Raw genomic sequence first — 22974 nt, forward strand, 5'->3', positions numbered from 1 at the left:
CATTCGGCGGCAGAGTGCGCGCTACACCCAGCTGATTTTGAGGTTTTCGAGATGCGTGAAGTCGTTATTGTCGACAGTGTACGGACCGGTCTGGCCAAGTCGTTTCGCGGCAAGTTCAACATTACCCGCCCGGACGATATGGCCGCGCATTGTGTCAACGCGCTGCTGGAGCGCACTGGTGTGGATCCCAAGTTGATCGACGACTGCATTGTTGGCGCCGGTTCCAACGAAGGCGCCCAGGGCCACAACATCGGCCGCAACGTGGCGGTACTGTCAAAGATGGGGATCGACGTGGCCGGCATGACGCTGAACCGTTATTGCTCCTCCGGTCTGCAGGCCATTGCCATTGCCGCTAACCAGATCGCTTCCGGTTGCTCCGACGCAATCGTTGCCGGTGGTGTCGAGTCCATCACCATGACAGCCAAGAGCCGCAACACCGACAACTTCGTCAACCCGATTCTGGAGAAGGACTTTCCCGGCATCTATTACCCCATGGGTCAGACTGCCGAGATCGTCGCGCGCCGCTACAACGTCACTCGCGAGCAGCAGGACGAATACGCGCTGCAGAGCCAGCAGCGCACCGCGCGTGCCCAGGCTGAAGGCCTGTTCGACGACGAAATCGTGCCGATGAACGTCAAGTACCAGGTGCAGGACAAAGCCACTGGTGAAGTCAGCGTGGTTGATGGTGTGGTTGATCGTGACGAGTGCAACCGTCCGGAGACCACTCTCGAAGGCCTGAACAGCCTGAAGCCGGTCTTTTCCGAAGACGGTTCCGTGACTGCCGGTAACGCTTCCCAGCTGTCTGACGGCGCCTCCATGACCCTGCTGATGAGCCTCGATAAGGCGCTCGAGCTGGGTCTCAAGCCGCTTGCCTACTTCCGCGGTTTTACCGTTGCCGGTTGTGAGCCTGATGAAATGGGCATCGGTCCGGTTTACTCGGTGCCCAAGCTGCTCAAGGCGCGTGGCCTGACCGTTGACGACATCGACCTGTGGGAACTGAACGAAGCTTTCGCCTCCCAGTGCCTGTATGCGCGTGACTTCCTGAAGATCGACAACGAGAAGTACAACGTCAACGGCGGCTCCATCTCCATCGGTCACCCCTTCGGCATGACCGGCTCACGTCAGGTGGGCCATCTGGTGCGCGAGCTGCAGCGTCGTGGCAAGCGTTACGGTGTGGTCACCATGTGTGTGGGCGGTGGTATGGGCGCTACCGGCCTGTTCGAAGTCTACAAGTAAGCAGCACTTGCCGCGCGGGCCTGTGGCTCAGCGCTGCCGTAAGAGGCGTGCCTGGTGCACGCCTTTTTTGTGTCTGCTGTTTTTGCGCAGCAATGCCGGTGCCAGCCGCACAGCCTTGTGGCACAATGCCGAAACCAGAACGGCACAGGGTTACGGCGGCTCAATGCGGGGGTTTCAGTACATCAGCGGGTTTTGTCATGGCGACTGACGTGCGTCGCGTCGGCTTTGTGTTGCTGCCCGGCACCCATCCGGGCGCGCTGATGCCCGCGCTGTCGGTACTTTTATCGGCCAATCGCATGGCCGAGCAGCCATGCTATGCGCCGGAAACCTATACCCTGGATGAACATCCGCTGCAGGCAGATGGCCTGAGCGTGTCGCCGGCGCCCTGGCAACATTGTGCGCCCGGCTTGGCGCAGCTGTGGCTGTTGGCCGATCAGTTGCCGCCAGCGGAGTCGCTGCCGCCTGCCTTGCTGATTTATCTGCAGGAGGCGGTCGCCGCTGGAGTGCTGGTCGGCGGTCTGGAAGCGGGTGTCGCCGGTCTTGCTCTTGCTGGTTTGCTGGATGAGCGTCGCTGCGCGGTGCATTGGCGCATGCTGGATGAGTTTCGCGAGCGCTTTCCGGATGTTGAAGCCACTACTCATCTGTTCGAGCTGGGCGATGGCTTGGCGAGTAGCAGCGGCGCGCAGGCCACTACCGATCTGTTTCTGACCTTGCTGGCGCAGGAACAGGGCCAGGATCTGGCCGCGCTGGTGGCAGAAGACCTGGTAGTGGAGCGTATACGTGATGGCAGTGAACGCCAGCGCATGCCACTGCGCAATCGTCTGGGCAGTAGCCATCCGAAGTTGACCCAGGCCGTTATTCTAATGGAGTCCAATATCGAGGAACCGCTCACCACGGACGAGATAGCGCGACATGTTTGCGTGTCGCGGCGCCAGCTTGAGCGCATATTCAAACAATATCTCAATAGCGTACCTTCGCAGTACTATCTGGAATTGCGGCTCAATCGGGCGCGGCAGTTGCTGCTGCAAACCAGCAAATCGATTATCCAGATAGGTTTGTCCTGCGGATTTTCATCCGGTCCGCATTTTTCCAGTGCCTATCGCAACTGTTTTGGCGTCACACCGCGTGAAGATCGCAACCAGCGGCGTGCGCAGCAGGCCGCAGAGGGTGTGGCGAGAGAATCCTGATATCAGCCTGCGGGCTGGTCAGGAAAATGCATGCAAGTGCCAATGGTGGTGCTTGGCTAGAAAAGAAGGAGAGGACAGTGTCAACAGTAGTAGGTCGGGCTGATTTTGATCGGGTTATGGTGCCAAATTATGCGCCGGTGAACATGGTGCCCGTGCGCGGTGCAGGTTCGCGCCTGTGGGATCAGCAGGGCCGAGAGTACGTCGACCTGGCCGGAGGGATCGCCGTGAACGCGCTGGGGCACGCGCACCCGGCACTGGTAGAGGCGCTGACCGAGCAGGCTGGTCGGCTCTGGCACGTTTCCAACATCATGACCAACGAGCCGGCGCTGCGCCTGGCTGATCAATTGGTTTCGGCCACCTTTGCCGACAAGGTGTTCTTTGCCAACTCCGGCGCCGAAGCCAACGAGGCGGCATTCAAGCTGGCGCGGCGCTGGGCGCACAACATTTATGGGCCGCAGAAACATCAGATCATTGCCTGCAGCAACAGTTTTCACGGCCGTTCGCTGTTCACCGTCAGCGTGGGCGGTCAACCCAAGTACTCCGAAGGCTTTGGTCCCGCACTGGGTGGTATCAGCCACGTACCCTATCAGGATATCGCCGCGCTGGAGGCCGCAATCTCCGAGCATACCTGTGCGGTGGTGCTGGAGCCGGTGCAGGGCGAGGGCGGGGTGATTCCTGCCAGTGATGACTATCTGCGTCAGGTGCGAGCGCTGTGCGATAAGCACAATGCCTTGTTGATCTTTGATGAAGTGCAAAGCGGCATGGGGCGCACCGGCAAGCTCTTCGCTTATATGCACAGCGGCGTGGCGCCGGACATTCTCAGTAGCGCCAAGAGTCTGGGTGGCGGCTTCCCGATTTCCGCCATGTTGGCGACCGCTGCGGTGGCCGAGCATTTTGCCGTGGGTACTCATGGCAGCACCTATGGCGGTAACCCGCTGGCCTGCGCCGTTGCCGGGCGGGTGCTGGAGATCGTCAATACGCCTGAGGTGCTCGACGGCGTTGTGCAGCGCAATCGGCTGCTGACCGACGCCTTGCAGCAGATGGCCAATGAGTTTGGCGTGTTTTCGACGGTTCGTGGCCGTGGCCTGTTGTTGGGTGCGGTCATGGCTGAGCAGTGGCGCGGAAAGGCCAAGGATGTGCAGACCCTGGCGCAGGAAGAAGGTTTGTTGGTGCTGCAGGCCGGCCCGGACGTGATGCGGTTGGCGCCTAGCCTGATCATTGACGAAGCCGATATCAGCGAAGGCATGCAGCGGCTGCGCAAAGCGCTGCAGCGGCTGGTCGGCTAGAACACGGAGAGCATGCGATGTTGCTGCTGCGATTGGGGAAACGGAGCGATTTGCCGCAGATCGAACGGCTGGCGGCGGCCAGCCCGGTCGGCGTAACCTCGTTGCCGGCCAATCGCGAGCGGCTGGCCGACATCCTTGACGCCTCGCAGGCGTCCATGGCGGAAGAGGTCACCTTCACCGGCGAGGAGCGCTACTTCTTTGTGCTGGAAGACACTGACAACGGTGATCTGGTCGGCTGCAGCGGCATCATTGCCGCTTCGGGCTTTCGCGCACCTTTCTATACCTTCCGCAACGAGATGTTTGTTCACGCCTCGCGTGAACTCGGCCTGCACAACCGCATTCACGTGCTGTCGCTGTGTCATGACCTGACCGGCCACAGCCTGCTGGCCGGTTTTCATCTGGCCGAAGGGCAGAAAGACACTGCCGCCATGCAGCTCAACGCGCGCGGGCGTCTGCTGTTCATGGCCAGCCATCCGCAGCGCTTTGCCGAGTCGACCTCGGTCGAGGTGGTTGGTGTCAGCGATGACGAAGGCAACGCGCCTTTCTGGGATGCCGTGGGTCGCCATTTTTTCGCGGTCAGTTATTGCGAGGCCGAGCGCATCGGCAGTGAACGTGGACGCAGTTTTCTGGCCGAGCTGATGCCAGGCTATCCGATCTATGTCCCCATGCTGTCGGACGAGGCGCAGGAAGTGATAGGGCAGGTCAATCCTTCGGTACAGGACGTCTTTGATATTCTCATGAGCGAAGGCTTCGAGACCGACAACTATGTCGATATTTTCGACGGCGGGCCGGTGGTGCACGCCAAGACCGCGTTGCTCAATACCGTACGTAGCAGCCAGTTGGTCAGGGTGCAGATAGGCACTCCTGCTGCGGGGGACGAGCTGTGGTTGGTGGCCAATACCCAGGTTTGTGATTTTCGCGCCTGTGCTCTGCAGCTTGCCTGGCAGCCGGGACAGCCATTGGTGCTTGAGGCGGCCATTGCCGAAAGCCTGTGCCTGGCTGACGGCGATCAGGTACGTCTGGTGAGGGGGAACTGAGATGCTGGTTCGTGCCGCCGAAGAGCGAGATCTGGATACTTTGCTGGCGCTGGCTGCGAGCGCTGGTTCGGGTTTGACCTCCCTGCCCGCCAGCGAAGACCGTCTGGCAGAGCGATTGCAGCGTGTGGAGCAGAGCTTTCGCGGTGCGGTAGCGCAGGCCGATGCCGACTACCTTTTCGTGCTGGAAAATGAGCACGGCCAGGTAGTAGGTACCAGCGGCATGCTGGGAGCTGCGGGCATGCGCGAGCCCTGGTACAGCTATCGCATGGGGCTGACAGTCGCCGCAAGCCGTGAGCTGAACGTTTATCGCCAGCAGCCGACGCTGTTTCTGGTCAATGACCTGACCGGGGCAACGGCGCTGTGCTCCTATTTCCTTGGTCCGGACTATCGTCTGGCCGACAACCCGCGGCTGTTGTCCAAGGCGCGCTTCATGTTCATGGCTGAATATCCGCAGGATTTCTCGCCGAGGGTCATAGTCGAGATGCGTGGACGCTCGGATGGCGCTGGTCGCTCACCTTTCTGGGACAGCCTGGGCCAGCATTTTTTCCGCATGGATTTTGCCCGTGCCGACTATCTGACCGGTATCGGCAACAAGGCCTTTATCGCCGAGATGATGCCGAAGTTTCCGCTCTACGCCTGCTTTCTGAGTGAGGCCGCTCGCGAAGCCATCGGCCAGGTGCATCCGGATTCCGAAGCTGGCCGCGCGGTACTGGAAGAGGAGGGCATGTGTTATCAGGGTTACGTCGATATCTTCGACGGCGGAGCCACGCTCGAAGCGCAGCGCAGCCAGGTGCGCGCCATCCGCGACAGTCGCACTCTGTTGCTGGCAATAGGTACACCGGGGGACGAGGCGGCCACCCATCTGATTCACAATCGCCTGCGCGAAGGTTGCCGCATGATTGCGGCGCCGGCGCGGGTGGCTGCGGGTACCCTGGTGGTGTCGGCTGCCTCGGCCGAGCAATTGAAGCTGCGTGCCGGCACTCCGGTTAGAGCGGTCGCGCTGCAAGGCTGAGCCCGGCGCGGCCGTCGCGTCAGGCAACTATCCTGTTCATAGATAATATCAACCGCGCAGCTGATGCATCGTAGCCGCTGATGCCTATATAATGCGCGTCTTTGCCTAGCTCAAGCAGCTCTCGGGTCATTTCCCCAGGCGGCGCAGACCGCGACACACCCTCTGAACTGCAGCAGGCCGACCAGTTTGTGGTAAGGGACCTATGAAAAGCGCAGAAATCCGTGAAGCCTTCCTCCGTTTCTTTGAAGAAAAAGGGCATAGCCGCGTCGCCTCCAGTTCGCTGATTCCGGCGAATGATCCAACGCTGCTGTTCACCAATGCGGGCATGAACCAGTTCAAGGACTGCTTTCTGGGGCTGGAGAAGCGTGCCTATACCCGCGCCACCAGCAGTCAGAAATGCGTGCGCGCCGGTGGCAAGCACAACGATCTGGAGAACGTGGGTTACACCGCGCGCCATCACACCTTTTTTGAAATGCTCGGCAACTTCAGCTTTGGCGACTACTTCAAGCGCGATGCCATCAACTACGCCTGGGAGTTTCTTACCTCCAGTGACTGGCTTGGGTTGCCGCAGGAAAAACTGTGGGTAACCGTCTACGCCAGTGATGATGAAGCCTACGATATCTGGACCAAAGAAGTTGGTGTGCCAGCAGAGCGCATGGTGCGCATCGGTGACAACAAGGGTGCGCCCTACGCCTCGGACAACTTCTGGGCGATGGGCGACACCGGCCCCTGCGGCCCCTGCAGCGAAATATTCTTCGACCACGGCGAGGAAATCTGGGGCGGCCCGCCCGGCAGTCCGGAAGAGGACGGCGACCGCTATATCGAGATATGGAACAACGTCTTCATGCAGTTCAACCGCACCGCCGATGGCGAGATGCAGCCGTTACCAGCGCCCAGCGTGGATACCGGCATGGGCCTGGAGCGCATCAGTGCGGTACTGCAACACGTGCATTCCAACTACGAGATAGACCTGTTTCAGAGTCTGCTAGATGCTTCGGCGCAGGCCATCGGTTGTGCGCAGGATAACGCCGCGTCACTGAAAGTGGTGGCCGATCACATCCGCTCCTGCAGCTTCCTGATCGCTGACGGCGTATTGCCGTCCAACGAAGGCCGCGGCTATGTACTGCGCCGCATCATTCGCCGCGCCTGCCGTCACGGTAACAAGCTGGGCGCTACCGGGTTGTTCTTCCACAAGATTGTCGCTGCGCTGGTGGCCGAGATGGGCGCTGCCTTCCCCGAGCTGAAGACGCAGCAGGCGCACATCGAGCGGGTGCTGAAGACCGAGGAAGAGCAGTTTGCCAAGACGCTGGATCAGGGCTTGAAGATTCTCGAGCAGGATCTGGCCGCATTGCAGGGTAGCGAAATTCCCGGTGATGTTGTGTTCAAGCTCTATGACACCTTCGGCTTCCCGGTGGACCTGACGGGCGATATCGCCCGCGAACGAGACCTGACCATAGACGAAGCCGGCTTCGAGGCTGCGATGCAAGCACAGCGTGAGCGTGCTCGTTCGGCCAGCCAGTTCGGCATGGATTACAACGCGCTGGTCAAAGTCGAAGCCGATACACGTTTCCAGGGCTACGCCGGAACTCAGGGCCAGGGCAAGGTGTTGGGCCTGTATAGCGAAGGGCTGGCAGTAGAGCAGCTCAAGGAAGGCGACAGCGGTGTGGTGGTGCTGGACGAAACGCCTTTCTACGCAGAATCAGGCGGCCAGGTTGGTGATACCGGCTATCTGGAAGCAGAGGGCTTGCGCTTTGAGGTGCATGACACCACCAAGGCGGGTAATGCCCACCTGCATCACGGTACCGTGCTGCAGGGCAGCCTCGACAAGGGGCAACAGGTGGAAGCGCGAGTGGATGCCGGGGTGCGTCTGGCTACTGCGCTGAACCATTCTGCCACTCACCTCTTGCATGCCGCGCTGCGCCAGGTGCTGGGCGAGCACGTGCAGCAGAAGGGCTCGCTGGTGGACAGTCAGCGCCTGCGTTTCGACTTCAGTCACTACGAGGCGATCAAGCCCGAGCAACTGCGTGAACTGGAAAATCTGGTGAATGAGCAGATCAGACAGAACTCTGCCGTCGATATTGAAGTCACAACCATAGAAACCGCCAAGGAGAAGGGCGCAATGGCCCTGTTTGGCGAAAAATATGGTGATGAAGTACGGGTCTTGACCATGGGCGGCGGCTTCTCCGTCGAGCTGTGTGGTGGTATCCATGTGCAGCGCACTGGCGATATCGGTTTGTTCAAGATTACCGTCGAAAGTGGTATCGCCTCAGGGGTGCGCCGTATCGAAGCAGTCACCGGTCAAGGTGCGATTGAGTTTGTCGCGCAAACCGAAGAGCGCCTGCGCGAAGCTGCCCAGGTGGTCAAGGGCAGCCGCGATACGGTTATAGAAAAGCTGTCGGCTCTGGTCGAGCGTACTCGCCAACTGGAAAAGGATGTTGAACAGCTCAAGGCCAAGGCAGCCAGCGCTGCCGGTAGCGATCTTGCCGCTGAAGCGCAGAAGGTGGGTGATCGTACCGTGCTGGTCAAGCGGGTCGATGGTATGGACGGCAAGGGCCTTATGGCTCTGGTCGATCAGTTGAAGAACAAGCTGGGCTCTGTCGCCATACTCCTGGGCGGCGAAGCAGACGGCAAGGTTGTGCTGGTAGCCGGCGTCACCAAGGATCTGGCTAGTCAGGTGAAGGCTGGCGACTGGATTCGCAATACCGCGCAGGCGGTGGGTGGTAAAGGCGGAGGACGCCCCGACATGGCCCAGGGCGGCGGTACCGATGTGGCTGCGCTGGACAAGGCGCTGGCGGACGCGCTGAACTGGGTTGGTCAGCAGTAGAGCGCTCAGCAGTAGAGAAGCTTGGGGTAGTAGATGAACAAGGAGGCACCTGTTCGGGTGCCAGGCAATGGTCGGCAAGCCGATCTCCGGGTGAGGATTGACGTAACAAAATGGCGCTTATTGTCCAGAAGTTTGGTGGTACCTCGGTTGGCAGCGTTGAACGCATCATGCAGGTCGCCGAGAAAATCAAAGGCTTCAAGTCGCAGGGGCACGATCTGGTAGTAGTGGTTTCCGCCATGAGCGGCGAAACCAACCGCCTGATAGATCTGGCTCGGCAGATTCAGCCAGAGCCCGACGCGCGCGAGATGGATGTGATTGTCTCTACCGGCGAGCAGGTCACCATTGGTCTATTGGCTATGGCGCTGAAGGCGACTGGCGTGCCTGCTGTCTCCTTTACCGGCTCGCAAGTGCGCATTGTCACCGATAGCTCGCACGGCAAGGCGCGTATTCAGCAGATCGACGATGATCGCCTGCGCGCCGAACTGGCCGAAGGGCGTGTAGTGATTGTCGCTGGCTTCCAGGGCGTGGATGAGGGTGGTGCCATTACCACTCTGGGTCGCGGCGGGTCCGACACTACCGGTGTGGCGTTGGCGGCGGCATTGAAGGCAGACGAATGCCAGATATATACCGATGTTGACGGTGTCTATACCACCGATCCGCGGGTGGTAGAAAGCGCTCGGCGGCTGGATAAGATTACCTTCGAGGAAATGCTCGAAATGGCCAGCCTGGGTTCAAAGGTACTGCAGATTCGCTCGGTCGAATTTGCAGGCAAGTACAACGTACCCCTGCGGGTATTGCACAGCTTCAAAGAAGGCCCCGGTACTCTTATTACCCTTGAGGAAAATGTGTCGATGGAACAACCCGTCATCTCCGGCATTGCATTCAACCGTGATGAAGCCAAGCTCACTATTCGAGGCGTCCCGGACACCCCCGGCGTGGCTTTCAAGATTCTTGGTCCGGTGAGTGCTGCCAATATCGAAGTCGATATGATTGTGCAGAATGTGTCACAGGACAACACCACGGATTTCACCTTTACGGTGCACCGCAATGACTTCCGCAAGGCGGAGGCTATTCTGAAGGAAACGGCGGTGAGTATTGGTGCGCGTGAAGTGGCTGCCGATGACAAGATCGCCAAGGTGTCCATTGTAGGTGTGGGCATGCGCTCGCACGCCGGTGTTGCCAGCAACATGTTCGAGGCGTTGGCCAAGGACAGCATCAACATCCAGATGATTTCCACCTCGGAGATCAAGGTCTCGGTGGTGATTGACGAGAAGTATCTCGAGTTGGCGGTGCGCTCGCTGCACACTGCTTTTGGCCTGGACGCGGAAGTAGCGCGCGAGGCCTGAGTTACACCCGATTCTCGCAGGCCGCTAGCGGTCTGCTTGCAAGGGCACGGTCTCTGGCTGCCGTGTCCGCCTGTGACTCCTCAGGGAGACAGAGGCACCAAGCCGGTTTTTTGCAGACTGTTGTGTCCTGATCATGAGCAAGGAGAAAAGGAATGCTGATACTCACTCGACGGGTTGGTGAAACCCTGATGGTTGGTGATGAAGTAACCGTGACCGTTCTGGGCGTCAAGGGCAACCAGGTACGAATCGGCGTGAACGCCCCGAAAGAAGTGGCTGTACACCGGGAAGAGATCTACCAGCGGATTCAGAAAGAAAAAGACGAAGAACCAAATAACTAATTTTATTGGGTTTTTCCTTGCATTAAGGAAAGCGCGCAGTTAATATTCTGCGCGTGTTACGGAGAGGTGGCCGAGTGGCCGAAGGCGCTCCCCTGCTAAGGGAGTATACCTCAAAAGGGTATCGCGGGTTCGAATCCCGCCCTCTCCGCCACTTTGTGGCTTATGGGTTGTCAAGCGTTAGTTTCTGAATTCTAAAGAAAAAAATGTTTGACAGGTTGAAAAAACAGCCTATAATTCGCACCCACAATGCACTCGTAGCTCAGCTGGATAGAGTACTCGGCTACGAACCGAGCGGTCGGAGGTTCGAATCCTCCCGAGTGCACCAAACAGAAAAACCCACTGATTTCAGTGGGTTTTTTTTTGCTGTCACAAAAGTACAGCTGAGCGTGCCAGCAAAGCCTGCTAGGCTGGAACGCAGTCTCATTGGCGTGGTCTATTCGATCCGCCTGTGCTGAACCCCGTGCCCGGGCCTGCCAGGAATGCTGCTATGCCGGATATCAACAGAAAATCACCAGAAAGCCTGCAGGATCGTCTGGAGCAGGTGCAGGAACTGTTGAGCCGTCAGCGCCTGGTGGAAGGCCTGGTACACAAGCAGGAAGGGCAGCATCAGGAGCTGGTCGAGCATCTGGTGCACCAGCAGAATCTGGTCAAGCTGCAACGCAAGCTGGACGAACTGCACCCCGCCGACGTCGCCTACATTCTCGAATCCCTGCCACTGGAAGAGCGCCTGGCCGTCTGGCAGTTGGTCAAGGTCGAGCGCGATGGCGAAATTCTGCTTGAAGTCTCTGACGCGGTGCGTGAAACGCTGATCGCCGACATGGACAGCCACGAGATCATCGCTGCGGCCAACACCCTGGACGCGGATGAACTGGCTGACCTGGCGCCGGATCTGCCACGCGATGTGGTGCGCGAGCTGATGGATACCCTGGACGCGCAACAGCGTGATCGATTGAAGTCGGCGCTGTCCTACGATGAAGATCAGGTCGGTGCGTTGATGGACTTCGACATGATCACCATTCGGGATGACGTCACGCTCGAGGTGGTCAGCCGTTATCTACGCCGCTTCGATGCGCTGCCAGACCATACCGACAAGCTCTTCGTAGTGGATACCCAGGGTCTGCTCAAGGGCGTCTTGCCAATCAAGAAGCTGCTGGTGGGCTCGCCCGACGAAGTCGTTGTGGATGTCATGGCAGACGATCCTGTGGTGTTCGATCCGGCAGACGATGCTGGTGAGGCCGCTCAGGCTTTCGAGCGTTATGATCTGGTATCCGCCCCGGTAGTGGATCGCAGCGGCCGATTGTGCGGCCGATTGACCATTGACGAGATGGTCGACTATATCCGCGAGGAGAGCGAGGCCGAGGTCCTCAATGCGGCCGGTCTGCGAGAAGAGGAAGACATCTTCGCGTCAGTCTGGAAATCGGTTCGCAACCGTTGGGCCTGGCTGGCGGTCAACCTCTGCACCGCATTGATCGCCTCGCGAGTGATCGGGCTGTTTGAGAATGCCATCGAGCAACTGGTGGCGCTGGCCGCACTCATGCCGATAGTTGCCGGTATTGGCGGTAACTCGGGTAACCAGACCATTACCATGATTGTGCGAGGCGTTGCGACCGGTCAGGTGCAGGTGGCGCACGGCAGACGCTTGCTGCGCAAGGAGGCCAGTGTTGCACTGATCAACGGTGTGTTCTGGGGGATAGTTCTGGCAGCGATTGCCTTCGCCTTGTATGGCAGCGTACCGCTGGCGATAGTGCTGATGGCCGCGATGACGCTGAACATGCTGCTGGCGGCCTGTATGGGGGTATTCATACCCTTGATTCGGCTGCGCCTGGGAGGTGACCCGGCGCTTGGCTCCAGTGTGCTGATAACCGCCATTACTGACAGTGGCGGCTTTTTCATCTTCCTCGGGCTGGCGACACTTTTCCTTCTTTGACGCGTGCCAGGCCCCTGGTGTGAGGTGTCGCCTGGATTGCCAAAAATGTCACATCAGGATACATTGAGCCGTTTTTTAGTGTGGGACAACCGTCGGCCGGCGGTCTGATCCTGCGGATTTTTTCCAACTATAAGCAGCATGGCAGCCTGGTTTGATCAGGTTCAGAGCTGCAGGAGATAAAATGGAACCGACCAATATGGTTGCCGAAGGAGTGGAACTGATGCTCCTGGGAATGGGATCAGTTTTCGGGTTTCTGATTTTGCTGGTGGCCTGCACCAGCCTCATGTCCGTTATCTTGTCACGTTATTTTCCAGAGGCGCTGCCTGCGCCGAAAAAGCCAGCTCGCAAGCCCAGCGCTGCCCCTGCCAGTGTTGACCCGGATGTTGTCGCCGCCATTGGCGCTGCTATCAAGCAGCACCGTTCGCGCCGCAGTTCCTGACACCCCTTTCGCGGTTTTCACCATTAAAATCATAAAGGCCATACAACTATGACCGATACTAAAAAGCCTCTGGGCATTACCGATGTGATCCTGCGTGATGCACATCAATCCATTCTGGCTACCCGTATGCGACTTGACGACATGCTGCCGATTGCCGGCAAGCTTGACCAGGTTGGCTTCTGGTCTGTCGAATCCTGGGGCGGGGCAACCTTTGATTCCTGCATTCGCTATCTTGGCGAAGATCCGTGGGAGCGTATTCGTGCGCTGAAGCAGGCCATGCCTAACACCCGTCAGCAGATGCTGCTGCGCGGTCAGAATTTGTTGGGTTACCGGCATTACGCTGATGATGTTGTGGAGAAGTTCGTCGAGCGTGCTGCTGTCAACGGTGTGGACGTGTTCCGCGTATTCGACGCCATGAACGACCCGCGTAACCTGGAAACTGCACTGAAAGCCGTCAAGGTTCAGGGTAAGCACGCTCAGGGCACCATCTCCTACACTACCAGCCCGGTGCATACCCTCCAGATGTGGGTCGATCTGGCCAAACAGATCGAAGACATGGGCGCCGACTCCATCGCCATCAAGGACATGGCCGGCATCCTGAATCCTTATGTAGCCTTTGATCTGGTGAGCCAGTTGAAGAGCACGCTGAGCATTCCGGTGCACATGCAGTGCCACGCCACAGCCGGTCTGTCTACCGCATCCATCATGAAAGCCGCAGAAGCGGGCATCGATAACGTCGACTCGGCCATCTCCTCGATGTCCATGACCTATGGTCACTCACCGACCGAGTCCGTAGTCGCCATCTTCCAGAACAGCGAGCGCGATACCGGCCTGAATCTGGAGCTGTTGGAAGAGGTAGCGGCCTATTTCCGTGAAGTGCGGAAGAAATACGCCAAGTTCGAAGGCAATCTCAAGGGCGTGGATTCGCGCATTCTGGTTGCCCAGGTGCCCGGCGGCATGCTCACCAACATGGAAAACCAGTTGAAAGAGCAGGGTGCCAGCGACAAGTTTGATGAGGTTCTGGCGGAGATCCCACGCGTGCGCGAAGACCTGGGCTTCATCCCGCTGGTAACCCCGACTTCCCAGATCGTAGGTACCCAGGCAGTGATCAACGTGCTGACCGGCGAGCGTTACAAGTCGATCACCAAGGAAACCGCGGGCATCCTCAAGGGTGAGTACGGCGCTGCTCCGGCACCGTTCAACGCCGACCTGCAGGCGCGCGTGCTGGATGGTGCCCAGGCTATTACCTGTCGTCCGGCCGACTTGCTGGAAGCAGAGATGGACAAGCTGACCGCCGAGCTGAAAGGGCTGGCCAGCGAGAAGGGTATCAAACTCGCGGATAACGAAATCGACGACGTGCTTACCTACGCACTTTTCCCGCAGATTGGCCTGAAGTTTCTGGAAAACCGCGGCAACCCGGATGCCTTCGAGCCGGTACCCACCGGCAACGAGCTGCCAGCAGCCGCCAAGGGCGCTGGTCCCGAAGCCTATACCGTCAGCGTCAATGGCAAGGAGTATGTGGTCCAGGTTACTGACGGCGGCGATATTTCCGGCATCAAGCCAATCGGCGAAAGCGCTGCCGCACCAGCTGCATCCGCGCCGGTGGGGGAAGGCGAGGCGCAGGGGGCCCCGCTTTCTGGCAACATCTTCAAGGTGCTGGTTCACGTGGGTGACGAAATCGACGAGGGCGAGGTGGTAATGATCCTCGAAGCGATGAAGATGGAGACCGAGGTGCGCGCCGTACGTGGCGGTACTGTGGCTTCCATTGACGTCAAGGTCGGCGACGCGGTTGCGGTCGGCGATACCTTGCTGACCATCGGTTAAGGGGAAACTAATGGATAAGCTTCTCCAACTGTGGCAGACCACAGGTATCTACCACATGACCTGGGGTCAGGCGGTGATGATCGTGGTCTGTTTTGGTCTGGTCTACCTGGCCATCCGCAAGGGCTTCGAGCCTCTGCTGCTGATACCGATCGGTTTTGGCGGTATTCTCGCCAACCTGCCGGTTGCCAACATGGCCCAGGGCAGTGGCATTCTGCACCTGATCTATGAAGTGGGTCTGCCGACCAGTGTCTTCCCGCTGCTGATCTTCATGGGCGTGGGCGCGATGACCGACTTCGGTCCCATGCTGGCAAACCCCCGCACCCTGCTGCTGGGCGCTGCAGCGCAGTTCGGCATCTTCGGCACGCTGCTGGGTGCCCTGGCGCTGACCTCCGCCGGCATACCGGGCTTTGAGTTCACCATGAAAGAAGCCGCTTCCATTGCCATCATTGGCGGTGCGGACGGGCCTACCTCGATCTTCGTGACGTCCAAGCTGGCGCCGGATCTGCTCGGGCCCATTGCGGTGGCCGCTTACTCGTACATGGCGCTGGTGCCATTGCTGCAGCCGCCGATCATGCGCGCACTGACGTCGCAGAAGGAGCGTGCCATTGTCATGACCCAGCTGCGTGTAGTCAGTAAAACAGAGAAGATCATCTTCCCGCTGTTGCTGCTCATGCTTGTGGCCCTGTTGCTGCCTGATGCAGCACCACTGCTGGGTATGCTGTGCTTCGGTAACCTGATGCGCGAATCCGGTGTGGTCGAGCGGCTGGCGGACACGTCACGCAACGCGCTGATCAATATCGTGACTATTGGTCTGGGCCTGGCAGTGGGCTCCAAGTTGTCAGCTGAATCATTCCTGCAGCTGAAGACGCTCGGCATCCTGGTGCTGGGTATGATTGCGTTCTGTGCGGGTACCGCCGCCGGCGTGTTGATGGCCAAGTTGCTGAATCTCGTAAGCAAGGCGCAGATCAACCCGCTGATCGGATCGGCAGGGGTATCGGCGGTGCCTATGGCTGCACGCGTATCCAACAAGATAGGGCTTGAGGCCAACCCTCAGAACTTCCTGTTGATGCACGCGATGGGCCCCAACCTCGCTGGTGTGATTGGCTCGGCAGTTGCGGCAGGGATTCTGCTCAACTTTGTAGGCTAAGCCGAAAGCAAGGCATGAAAAACCCGCTCATCGAGCGGGTTTTTTTCTGCCAACCAGGCTGCTGAAGAACGCTGCCCGATGGCGGTAGCGCTTATTGCTGCTCGTTGGCCAGCAATGCCAGCAAGGCGTTCTGTTGGCGGCGGCTCATCTCGCGAAAACGCACCAGCAGCTCCTGCTCTGGAGAAGACAGGCCCTCAAGCTGTTGCTCGTTGAGCAGCTGGCGTGATGGCTGATTCTGTTCGGGAAGGGTAGGCAGATCCAGCAGGCTATGCTCAAGACGCGCAATGATCTCGGAGTTCATGCTGCGGTGATGCTGTTTGGCGACTTCGGCGATGCGGTCGCGCATTCCCTGAGGCAGACGTACAACAAATTTATCTGCAGTACGGCTGGTGTAATGTTGGGCTGCGGTAGCGGTTTTCATAGGGCAACAATAATCGCTTGTATGAAGTGAATCGACGCCAGCCGAATAATGCAGGTGTTGCGAACTGCTTTCGAATGGCCCGGAACGCGGTCAGATAATTTAAGGTATAGACAATAATCCAGTGCTTAGTGCACTAGTTAAACCTGTTTTTCAGCAGCATACCAGTGCGCGACAAAAAAATGTCTTCATTTTGTGACGGAATTACGACGAATGGCCTTTCGCCACGCCTTCAGCTACTGTGGCCAAGGCTTGCTGAATTCAGTTAAGATGCCGCCTCACTTGTTAGAATTCAACGGGTTGGCTACGCCAGCTCACCTGTTTTTCGCGCTTGTAGCTCAGCTGGATAGAGCAACCGCCTCCTAAGCGGTAGGTCCCCGGTTCGAATCCGGGCTCGCGCACCAGTTAAAACAAAGGCTTACGCGATTATCAGTCGGTAAGCCTTGTGTTTTTCTGGGTTTTTGGTCCTTCTTTTGGTCCCTCTTTTACTCACGCTGCTTTCTGGCCTTCATTTCCTTCGGTAGTGACCGATTTATACGTCCCTGCTGTGACTTGGCGCACCAGGCCCAAGGGCCAGCGCGGTGAGCTCGGGCCAATGTACACGGCCGGCGGATACCGCTTCTTTTTAACGCCGTCGCACCAGGAGGCCGTGAGACGCGCACCAGTGCCAGCACTTCATAACGCCGCTCACCGGAGCGGCTTTTTTTAAAAGCGAGTGGATGCCCAAGCAGGGTTACCGGGATCTGCATGAGGCAACGAGAGACATAGGCTTCTACTTGATGAGCTATTACAACAGACGGCGTCCGCACAGCTACAACGCCGGCTTGCCACCGGAGCTGGCGGAAAAACGACTTAACAAACTGTCCGGGAATAGTTGACCACTACAGTCTGTTAATGACATTCTGCTGTTTGGTGGTAAGAGTGCTGTAGCCTTCTTTGGTGAAGGTCAACTCTGTAGGTTCATGGTCGAGCAGCGCGCGCAGGGGTTATACTGCGCTCGATCTTTTTGGTCGACACCACGCCGTTGATGCATAGCTCGGCTGTGTAGTCTTCAGGCAGATCCTTCAGCGAGCCACGTTTGGCTTCTACTGCCACCACTGTCGCTTGCTCTTGTTGCTTCGCCTGGTTGGCTGCTTCCACTTCAACTACCCAATCCCTCAGGTCCGGACTGCTGGTAAGTCGCTGGCTTTGCATCGCGAGTAGAAAAGGTGCGGTATCAGATAATGCGCCGCCCAGGAAGGCTCTGAGGATCAGACCTTTGTGTGCGTCTTAACGACGTAAAACGATCTCAATCCTGAAAATTCACTTCGGGCAAACACTCGAAACCGGGACGGGCAAACAGATAGCCCTGCATGAGCTCGATGCCGGCAGCGCGCAGCCAGTCATACTCTTCCCGTGTTTCTATCCCCTCGGCCAGGGGCTGGATGTTCAGATCGTGAAACATGTTGAGGCAGTGCCGAACGATGGTCTGGCGGGTCTTGCTGGTGTGGATATCACGAATGAGCGCCATGTCCAGCTTGATCACATCGGTCTGGAAGTCGGCCAGCAGATTCAAGCCTGAATGCCCGGCGCCAAAATCGTCGGTAGCGGTTTTGAAGCCCAGCTTGTGGTAGTACTCAACAATACGTTTGACGTGGCTACTGTCTTCGATCTTTTCCGCTTCGGTAAACTCGAACATGATGCGTTCAGGCGGGAAACTGTGGACTCGGGCGGCTTCGAGGGTGGTTCGAATACAGCGTTCGGGCTGATAGACGGCGTTAGGCAGAAAATTGATGCTGAGCATCGAGGTGATATTCAACTGCGCCGCGAGTGCGATGGCCTTGACTCGACAGAGCTGATCAAAAAGATAGCGGTTGTCGTCGTTTACCCGCGAGATTATCGAGTAAGCCGATTCGTTATTGAGGCCACGCACTAGCGCTTCGTAACCGTAGATACTCCGCTGGCTGTAATCGATGATGGGCTGAAAAGCCATGCTGAAATCGAAATCCAGCTGCTGCTCATCGGAGCAACTGGCGCAGATCTGCCGTTCGCAATGTTTTGTGTCGTCATTCATCCCGTAAACCTTGTCGCACTCGTTGCAATAAAGGCGGCGCCAATTCGCAGCCACTGGTATGGATTGCCAGCCTGATGAGCTCGCTCATACAGGAGAGTAAAGCATGCTAGCAATATGATGGCCTTACTTACTGTCTTTGGCGTCAATCAAGCTTTATGGTTCCATTGTCGTGCATCGCCAGCGGCACGGAATTGAAGCTGTTCGTATGCAAGCCATCATTGGAGCTGTGGAGAGAATGCTGGAGTCTGCCAAGGTGAAATCTGTCAAGTCTGCCAAGCTGGCCTCGCCGGGCCCGCGCGAGGTGTATCAGCTGTTGCGTAATGTCGCCCTGGGATTGTTACACCTTGAGCGTACAGCAGAAGGTAGCTGGACGCAGGTGCATACCGGGTCCGTTCGGGTGCAGATAGAGGGACATCTTGTCTGGCTGGTCAAGGAGTCAGGGTCGCTTGATCACTGCCTGGCCTGCCAAATGAGCGATGGTCGCCGGGCGGATCAGTCTGCCTGGGCCCAACCTGGTACCGACCCCCTGGAGCTGCTGAGCGTGTGGGAGCGGGCGCAACTTATGGCAATCCTGGAGTCGAGCTGAGTGCGCTCGCTGCCCCTTCGATCAGTACTTTTCTTGCGGTAGCGGCTGCTTTGCGCTGCAAAAGTGACAAGACGCCCATCTTGCGCCTGCTTGTAACTTGTCCAAGACATACTCAAGCGGATGCGAATGGCAGCGCGCTCAGGGCCATGATGGAACTCGCAGGGCTACCGCCCGGTCAACCGGTCAGCTTGCCAGGCGGGCAGAATGGATAATTACTGTGCCGCGGCGCTGGTTGTGGACGTCTGGCTTACGTCTGCGCCAGGACCATCCGGGCGTTAGCTGCTATATCTGTCTGACAGGTTTTATTTTTCTTTGCGCACGGGAGCGTTGATGTCTCAAGCACTGATGGCTTTTTCCTCACTGTATTTTGCAACCCTGCTGATGTTGCTGGGCAGTGGTCTGTTGAGTACCTACCTTGGCCTGTACCTGGCGGCGCAGGAGGTGAGCGAAATCTGGATCGGTGTGTTGATGACCGGCTATTACGTGGGCCTGGTGATGGGCGCTTCGATCGGCCACCGGCTGATTGCCAGGGTTGGCCATATTCGCGCCTTCGTGGCCAGCGCAGGGGTGGTGACAGCTTCGGTTCTGGGTCACGCCCTGACCGAGAACGTATCTGTTTGGCTGGCGCTGCGGTTGCTGACCGGCATGGCCATGATGTGTCAGTACATGGTGCTGGAAAGCTGGCTGAACGAGCGTGCCGAGTCGCACCAGCGCGGCATGGTGTTCGCAAGCTACATGGTGGTGACCTTCCTGGGGCTGGTGCTCGGGCAGGTGGTGTTTACGGTAATGCCGGTGTTGCAGATCGAGCACTTGCTGTTTGTCGCCATGTGTTTCTCGCTGTGCCTGGTGCCGGTGGCGATAACCAAACAGATTCACCCGGCGCCGCTGCACCCGGCGCCGCTCAAGGTAAAACTGTTTGTCGAGCGCATCCCGCAGGCGTTGACTACCATCGCAGTGGCCGGCCTGATGCTGGGGGCCTTCTACGGTATGGCGCCGGTGTTCGCCAAGACCGCAGGTTTGACCACCTCGCAGATCGGTATCTTCATGGCGGTTACCATTTGCGCAGGTTTGATGGCGCAGTGGCCGGCGGGCTGGTTGTCTGACCGCGTGGATCGCAGTCATCTGATCCAGCTCAACGCCATAGTGCTTACTGGGGTGTCGGTGCTGATTGCACTGGATCTGTTGCCCGGCATGGCACTGATGATACTGACAGCATTTTTTGGCCTACTGGTATTTACCCTCTATCCATTGGCGGTCGCCCTGGCCAATGACCACGTTGAACCGGATGACCGTGTGCCGCTATCTGCCATGTTGCTGGTGACCTTTGGTCTGGGCGCCAGTGTCGGGCCTTTGGCCAGTTCGGCGATGATGAAAATGTGGGGTGCAGACATGCTCTATATCTTCATGGCGTGCTGTTCGCTGGTACTGGTGTTTCGGGTGCGGGCTGGTGCCGTTACCGGCGAGCACCTGGTTGAAGAGGCGCCCCTGCACTTCATGCCGGCGGCGGGCAACCTGGCCAGCTCGCCATTGGCTGCGGCCATTGACCCGCGGGTGGATGAGCAGGCCGTCGCCGACCAGATGCAGGACGATGTGATAGAAGAGCAGGAGCCGACCCTGAGCGAGGCCGAGGTGGCCGCCGCCGATGCCGACCAGGACGACCACCGCCCTGGGTAGGTATCGTCGGCTAGGGAGCGCCGCTGCCCGTTATTGCTCGTTGGCCAGTAGAGCGGCGCTGCAGATGCAGACTAGAACAGGTCTTCTTTCTCGATACGTCGAGCTTCGCGCTGCAGGTAATTGACGAACCGGTCAATCTGCCGCTGGGCCAGCGGCGAAGGCTGTCTGAAATGAACGCCCACATGTGTTTCGTTGGCGGTTTCCATAAAGGCGGCGTGGCGCACCTCGATAGCCAATTCAAGCCTGCCGGTTTCCGGCAGATGCAGGTAGCAGGGTGTGAACACCTCGCCCGGCTGCAATGACTTGCTCAGATCCCCTTCAACACGGACCTTGCAGCCGGTGGCTGAAATATCCATCAGATAGGACGTCAGCGTGCGTTGGCGTTCGGGGTGATTGAGTTCCAGTGCCAGGTCTGCCGTGCGACGCACGCTGGCGCGAAAGGCGCCGCGCTTCTGGTGATAAATCAGCTCTTCCGGAATCCTGGCGGTATAGGCGGGAGCGTCCTCCAGCATGACTTGTGCGGCACCGGGGCAGGTCCAACGCATATGGATGCCTTCGTGCCAGGCGTCGACCTTGAACGCTTCCCCCTGACTGGCGTAACGGTCGCCTTCGCGTGGAATCATTTCATCAATCCACAGATAGCCGGTGTCGGCATCCAGGTTGACGATAAAACTTTGAAAGGTCTGCAATCGGTCGTTGAAGGTGATGATCAAGGGATCACGCGACTGCATGAGCGTTTTGAGCAGTGCAGCGATCTCGATAGGGGAGCGAACTTCGCGTGGCGGCTGTGGGCCAGCTTCTTGTGAGAATAGGGTGGACACGTGGGCTCTCGAAATTGTCGGTTTCAGCTAGCTGGCTACTATACAGCAAGCTGGCATTTCGGCATCGCTCTCAAACCTTGGTGAGATCACGTGATACGCCGCTCCGACTGCGATTGCCCAGTTGGTCGTAGATATTCTGGCCGGATTCGCCCTGGTTGCGCAGCAGATCGAGCAGGGTAGAGGTGCTGTGCTGGCTGTGTCGCACCAGACGCGCGTTACGGTCGTTGGCCGCCTTGCATTGCTCAAGATGTTCAAGAAACTGCTGGTAGGTGATACTGAGGTCGGCATCGCCAAGGCTGGCAATATGGTCACGCAAGCTCTGAGGGTCGAGCTGCTGAGCGCTGCAATAGCTTTTGATGTTCTGGTCATGCCGCGCCAGGGCTTCGATCAGCGGGCGCTTTTGCTGCAGTAGCCGTTCCAGTTCATCCATGTTCTGCTGAACAATGGCGTCGCGCTCGTGCTCGGACACGGCAAGGTAATCTTTGCAGTCCTGGTCAGCCTGCTGCAGAAGGGGGCTCAACTGATGCATCTTTAGCTCCGCAAGCCTGGGCCAGGATCAGGCTGCTGCTCAGCTTTCGAAGCTGAGCAGCTTGTCGGCGATCCGCTTGCTGTCGACCTGATAGCTGCCGTCAGCAATGGCCTGTTTGATTTGATTAACCCGCTCGCTGTCCACTTCCGGCAGATCGCGTAAGCGCTCTTCGATTGCCTGCAACTGCTGAGCCTGCTGGCTCAGGTTGACCGAGGACCGTTCGCCGGTGCCTGATTGTTCGACAGTAGCGGTGCTCTTGTCGGTATTGTCGAGCGATGCTTCACGCTTGCCAGTGGTGCTGCTTGTCTGGCTGCTGCGCCCGGTTCCAGAGGGACCGTTTGGCGAGTTGAAGTCAATGACCATGGTGAATTCCTCAAACTGTAAAATCTTCTCTAACCGCTTTAACGGCCGCGAGGCTGAAAACTTTAGGGAAAATAAGTGTGAAGAGCATCACAGTCTGGAGTGCTCGGTTCAGTCGGCAGTATATCCCATAATCTGGCTTTGATCACAGGTCTACCCTGACTTGCCCCGGTCCAGTAACGCGTGCCTTGACTTCCCGGTCCGAGCGGGTGTTGCGCACCCTTATCTGTGCTCCCTTTGCGCCACTTTCCATCGCTTCGCCCGGCATTCGAACTGAAACGCTACCATTGTCGGCGCTGATAACCACCTTGTCGCCGCGACGGATGATTTCATCCTGCTCGATCAGCGCGAAGGTGATGATGGTGTCTGGGGCCACCGGGCGGGTCAGGCGCATGCCCACCGCCTGCTGGACGTCCACCAGGTACTTGTCCCGCAGCATGCTGGTATCGCGTTCCTGCAGCGTCAGATCATTGGCACTGAGAACACTGAGGCGCGCCAGGGGACGGGCGCTTACCAGCACCTGCTGGTACAAACTGACCTGACCCGGCACAAAAAGCCGCCAGGGCGAGCTGCTGTCGCAACCGAGCCTGACTGTTACCCGGCCTACCGGGACCTTGGGGCTCTCCAGTTCGGCACTGAGCTGATCTTCGGGGCAGATCGGCAGGCGCAAGCGCGCATCCAGGCGATTGAGCTTGATCTCATAGCGGGCCGGCTGACCAAGGCGCGCGATATGTTCTTCCACTTCCTGCTCAAGAAACTGGTTGGTCGCGCCGATAAGCTGTTCAATGAGCGGGTTGGCGTACAGTGGCGTAGAAAAAATTATCGCCAATGCCGCGCACCCGGTGATAAAACGCATACAATTACCTTTATAACAAATGGTCGGTGCGTGTCATTTTGCTGTCGGTTGATTAGCCCTATGGCTAACTGTGC

General features: G+C 58.3%; 21 protein-coding genes, 3 tRNA genes and 1 pseudogene. 18 read left to right on the forward strand and 7 right to left on the reverse strand.

Going from position 1 to position 22974, the window contains the following annotated elements; all coding sequences use genetic code 11:
• Positions 1-51 precede the first annotated feature (51 nt).
• The 14 genes from V7756_RS05930 (at position 52) to V7756_RS05995 (ending at position 15603) form a co-directional block, all read left to right on the forward strand.
• Positions 52-1236 (forward strand): thiolase family protein, encoded by a 1185-nt coding sequence (locus tag V7756_RS05930; protein WP_335609226.1) that lies wholly within the window; start codon positions 52-54, stop codon positions 1234-1236.
• Between the two features lie 197 nt (positions 1237-1433).
• Entirely contained in the window at positions 1434-2423 is a 990-nt protein-coding gene (locus tag V7756_RS05935) for a GlxA family transcriptional regulator (RefSeq protein ID WP_335609227.1), read from the forward strand.
• A 77-nt stretch (positions 2424-2500) separates the two neighbouring features.
• A complete protein-coding gene (locus tag V7756_RS05940) occupies positions 2501-3709 on the forward strand; it encodes an aspartate aminotransferase family protein (RefSeq protein WP_335609228.1) in 1209 nt (402 codons plus the stop codon).
• Positions 3710-3726: 17 nt separating this feature from the next.
• On the forward strand, positions 3727-4746 hold the full coding sequence (locus V7756_RS05945; protein WP_335609229.1) for an arginine N-succinyltransferase: 1020 nt from the start codon (positions 3727-3729) through the stop codon (positions 4744-4746).
• Position 4747: 1 nt separating this feature from the next.
• Positions 4748-5758: an arginine N-succinyltransferase gene (astA, locus tag V7756_RS05950; RefSeq protein WP_335609230.1), complete on the forward strand. Its 1011-nt coding sequence runs from the start codon at positions 4748-4750 to the stop codon at positions 5756-5758.
• Positions 5759-5960: 202 nt separating this feature from the next.
• On the forward strand, positions 5961-8582 hold the full coding sequence (gene alaS / locus V7756_RS05955; RefSeq protein WP_335609231.1) for an alanine--tRNA ligase: 2622 nt from the start codon (positions 5961-5963) through the stop codon (positions 8580-8582).
• A 110-nt stretch (positions 8583-8692) separates the two neighbouring features.
• Positions 8693-9928, forward strand: a complete 1236-nt coding sequence (locus tag V7756_RS05960; protein WP_335609232.1) for an aspartate kinase — start codon at positions 8693-8695, stop codon at positions 9926-9928.
• Positions 9929-10080: 152 nt separating this feature from the next.
• Entirely contained in the window at positions 10081-10266 is a 186-nt protein-coding gene (gene csrA, locus V7756_RS05965) for a carbon storage regulator CsrA (protein ID WP_083724804.1), read from the forward strand.
• A 60-nt stretch (positions 10267-10326) separates the two neighbouring features.
• Positions 10327-10417, forward strand: a tRNA-Ser gene (locus V7756_RS05970).
• Positions 10418-10514: 97 nt separating this feature from the next.
• Positions 10515-10591 (forward strand) — tRNA-Arg (locus tag V7756_RS05975).
• A 162-nt stretch (positions 10592-10753) separates the two neighbouring features.
• Positions 10754-12193 carry a magnesium transporter gene (gene mgtE / locus V7756_RS05980; protein ID WP_335609233.1) on the forward strand — a complete coding sequence of 480 codons (1440 nt, stop codon included), beginning with the start codon at positions 10754-10756 and terminating at the stop codon, positions 12191-12193.
• A gap of 181 nt (positions 12194-12374) precedes the next feature.
• The gene (locus V7756_RS05985) at positions 12375-12632 is read left to right on the forward strand and encodes an OadG family protein (protein ID WP_335609234.1); all 258 of its coding nucleotides are present in this window, start codon (positions 12375-12377) and stop codon (positions 12630-12632) included.
• Positions 12633-12680: 48 nt separating this feature from the next.
• A complete protein-coding gene (oadA, locus tag V7756_RS05990) occupies positions 12681-14456 on the forward strand; it encodes a sodium-extruding oxaloacetate decarboxylase subunit alpha (protein ID WP_335609235.1) in 1776 nt (591 codons plus the stop codon).
• A gap of 10 nt (positions 14457-14466) precedes the next feature.
• Positions 14467-15603 (forward strand): sodium ion-translocating decarboxylase subunit beta, encoded by a 1137-nt coding sequence (locus tag V7756_RS05995; RefSeq protein ID WP_335609236.1) that lies wholly within the window; start codon positions 14467-14469, stop codon positions 15601-15603.
• Positions 15604-15694: 91 nt separating this feature from the next.
• Here the strand turns inward: V7756_RS05995 and V7756_RS06000 are convergent, their stop codons facing one another.
• On the reverse strand, positions 15695-16024 hold the full coding sequence (locus V7756_RS06000; RefSeq protein WP_335609237.1) for an Arc family DNA-binding protein: 330 nt from the start codon (positions 16022-16024) through the stop codon (positions 15695-15697).
• 324 nt (positions 16025-16348) lie between these two features.
• Between V7756_RS06000 and V7756_RS06005 the strand changes: the two genes are divergently transcribed.
• Both V7756_RS06005 and V7756_RS06010 read left to right on the forward strand, forming a co-directional pair.
• Positions 16349-16425 (forward strand) — tRNA-Arg (locus tag V7756_RS06005).
• Between the two features lie 303 nt (positions 16426-16728).
• Positions 16729-16899, forward strand: a pseudogene (locus V7756_RS06010) (IS3 family transposase); the annotation flags it as partial.
• Between the two features lie 82 nt (positions 16900-16981).
• Here the strand turns inward: V7756_RS06010 and V7756_RS06015 are convergent.
• Together V7756_RS06015 and V7756_RS06020 are read right to left on the reverse strand one after the other, a co-directional pair.
• On the reverse strand, positions 16982-17161 hold the full coding sequence (locus V7756_RS06015) for a hypothetical protein (RefSeq protein WP_335609238.1): 180 nt from the start codon (positions 17159-17161) through the stop codon (positions 16982-16984).
• Between the two features lie 148 nt (positions 17162-17309).
• Positions 17310-18074 (reverse strand): EAL domain-containing protein, encoded by a 765-nt coding sequence (locus V7756_RS06020; protein ID WP_335609239.1) that lies wholly within the window; start codon positions 18072-18074, stop codon positions 17310-17312.
• A gap of 253 nt (positions 18075-18327) precedes the next feature.
• Between V7756_RS06020 and V7756_RS06025 the strand changes: the two genes are divergently transcribed.
• Together V7756_RS06025 and V7756_RS06030 are read left to right on the forward strand one after the other, a co-directional pair.
• Positions 18328-18660, forward strand: coding sequence for a DUF7693 family protein (locus V7756_RS06025; protein ID WP_335609240.1), 333 nt, complete (start codon positions 18328-18330; stop codon positions 18658-18660).
• A gap of 330 nt (positions 18661-18990) precedes the next feature.
• Positions 18991-20334 carry an MFS transporter gene (locus tag V7756_RS06030; RefSeq protein ID WP_335609241.1) on the forward strand — a complete coding sequence of 448 codons (1344 nt, stop codon included), beginning with the start codon at positions 18991-18993 and terminating at the stop codon, positions 20332-20334.
• Positions 20335-20405: 71 nt separating this feature from the next.
• Here V7756_RS06030 and V7756_RS06035 read toward each other — a convergent pair whose 3' ends face one another.
• The 4 genes from V7756_RS06035 to flgA all read right to left on the reverse strand — a co-directional run bounded on the left by V7756_RS06035 (position 20406) and on the right by flgA (position 22900).
• Complete coding sequence (locus V7756_RS06035; protein WP_335609242.1) at positions 20406-21155, reverse strand: flagellar brake protein; 750 nt, start codon at positions 21153-21155, stop codon at positions 20406-20408.
• A gap of 70 nt (positions 21156-21225) precedes the next feature.
• Positions 21226-21684, reverse strand: a complete 459-nt coding sequence (locus V7756_RS06040) for a flagella synthesis protein FlgN (protein ID WP_335609243.1) — start codon at positions 21682-21684, stop codon at positions 21226-21228.
• Positions 21685-21723: 39 nt separating this feature from the next.
• The gene (flgM, locus tag V7756_RS06045; protein WP_335609244.1) at positions 21724-22047 is read right to left on the reverse strand and encodes a flagellar biosynthesis anti-sigma factor FlgM; all 324 of its coding nucleotides are present in this window, start codon (positions 22045-22047) and stop codon (positions 21724-21726) included.
• A gap of 142 nt (positions 22048-22189) precedes the next feature.
• Positions 22190-22900, reverse strand: a complete 711-nt coding sequence (gene flgA / locus V7756_RS06050; RefSeq protein WP_335609245.1) for a flagellar basal body P-ring formation chaperone FlgA — start codon at positions 22898-22900, stop codon at positions 22190-22192.
• Positions 22901-22974 lie beyond the last annotated feature (74 nt).

The sequence above is a fragment of the Halopseudomonas sp. genome (assembly GCF_036961105.1).
In the GTDB taxonomy this organism is placed as follows: Bacteria; Pseudomonadota; Gammaproteobacteria; order Pseudomonadales; family Pseudomonadaceae; genus Halopseudomonas.

Excerpts from the sequence above, each read along its gene's own strand:
- V7756_RS06000 (WP_335609237.1), bottom strand. The coding sequence starts at position 16,024 with ATGAAAACCGCTACCGCAGCCCAACATTACACCAGCCGTACTGCAGAT.
- oadA (WP_335609235.1), top strand. The coding sequence starts at position 12,681 with ATGACCGATACTAAAAAGCCTCTGGGCATTACCGATGTGATCCTGCGT.
- V7756_RS06030 (WP_335609241.1), top strand. The coding sequence starts at position 18,991 with ATGTCTCAAGCACTGATGGCTTTTTCCTCACTGTATTTTGCAACCCTG.
- V7756_RS05945 (WP_335609229.1), top strand. The coding sequence starts at position 3,727 with ATGTTGCTGCTGCGATTGGGGAAACGGAGCGATTTGCCGCAGATCGAA.
- alaS (WP_335609231.1), top strand. The coding sequence starts at position 5,961 with ATGAAAAGCGCAGAAATCCGTGAAGCCTTCCTCCGTTTCTTTGAAGAA.
- astA (WP_335609230.1), top strand. The coding sequence starts at position 4,748 with ATGCTGGTTCGTGCCGCCGAAGAGCGAGATCTGGATACTTTGCTGGCG.
- V7756_RS05930 (WP_335609226.1), top strand. The coding sequence starts at position 52 with ATGCGTGAAGTCGTTATTGTCGACAGTGTACGGACCGGTCTGGCCAAG.
- flgM (WP_335609244.1), bottom strand. The coding sequence starts at position 22,047 with ATGGTCATTGACTTCAACTCGCCAAACGGTCCCTCTGGAACCGGGCGC.
- V7756_RS05935 (WP_335609227.1), top strand. The coding sequence starts at position 1,434 with ATGGCGACTGACGTGCGTCGCGTCGGCTTTGTGTTGCTGCCCGGCACC.
- V7756_RS05960 (WP_335609232.1), top strand. The coding sequence starts at position 8,693 with ATGGCGCTTATTGTCCAGAAGTTTGGTGGTACCTCGGTTGGCAGCGTT.
- V7756_RS06020 (WP_335609239.1), bottom strand. The coding sequence starts at position 18,074 with ATGAATGACGACACAAAACATTGCGAACGGCAGATCTGCGCCAGTTGC.
- mgtE (WP_335609233.1), top strand. The coding sequence starts at position 10,754 with ATGCCGGATATCAACAGAAAATCACCAGAAAGCCTGCAGGATCGTCTG.
- V7756_RS05985 (WP_335609234.1), top strand. The coding sequence starts at position 12,375 with ATGGAACCGACCAATATGGTTGCCGAAGGAGTGGAACTGATGCTCCTG.
- flgA (WP_335609245.1), bottom strand. The coding sequence starts at position 22,900 with ATGCGTTTTATCACCGGGTGCGCGGCATTGGCGATAATTTTTTCTACG.
- V7756_RS05995 (WP_335609236.1), top strand. The coding sequence starts at position 14,467 with ATGGATAAGCTTCTCCAACTGTGGCAGACCACAGGTATCTACCACATG.
- V7756_RS06040 (WP_335609243.1), bottom strand. The coding sequence starts at position 21,684 with ATGCATCAGTTGAGCCCCCTTCTGCAGCAGGCTGACCAGGACTGCAAA.
- csrA (WP_083724804.1), top strand. The coding sequence starts at position 10,081 with ATGCTGATACTCACTCGACGGGTTGGTGAAACCCTGATGGTTGGTGAT.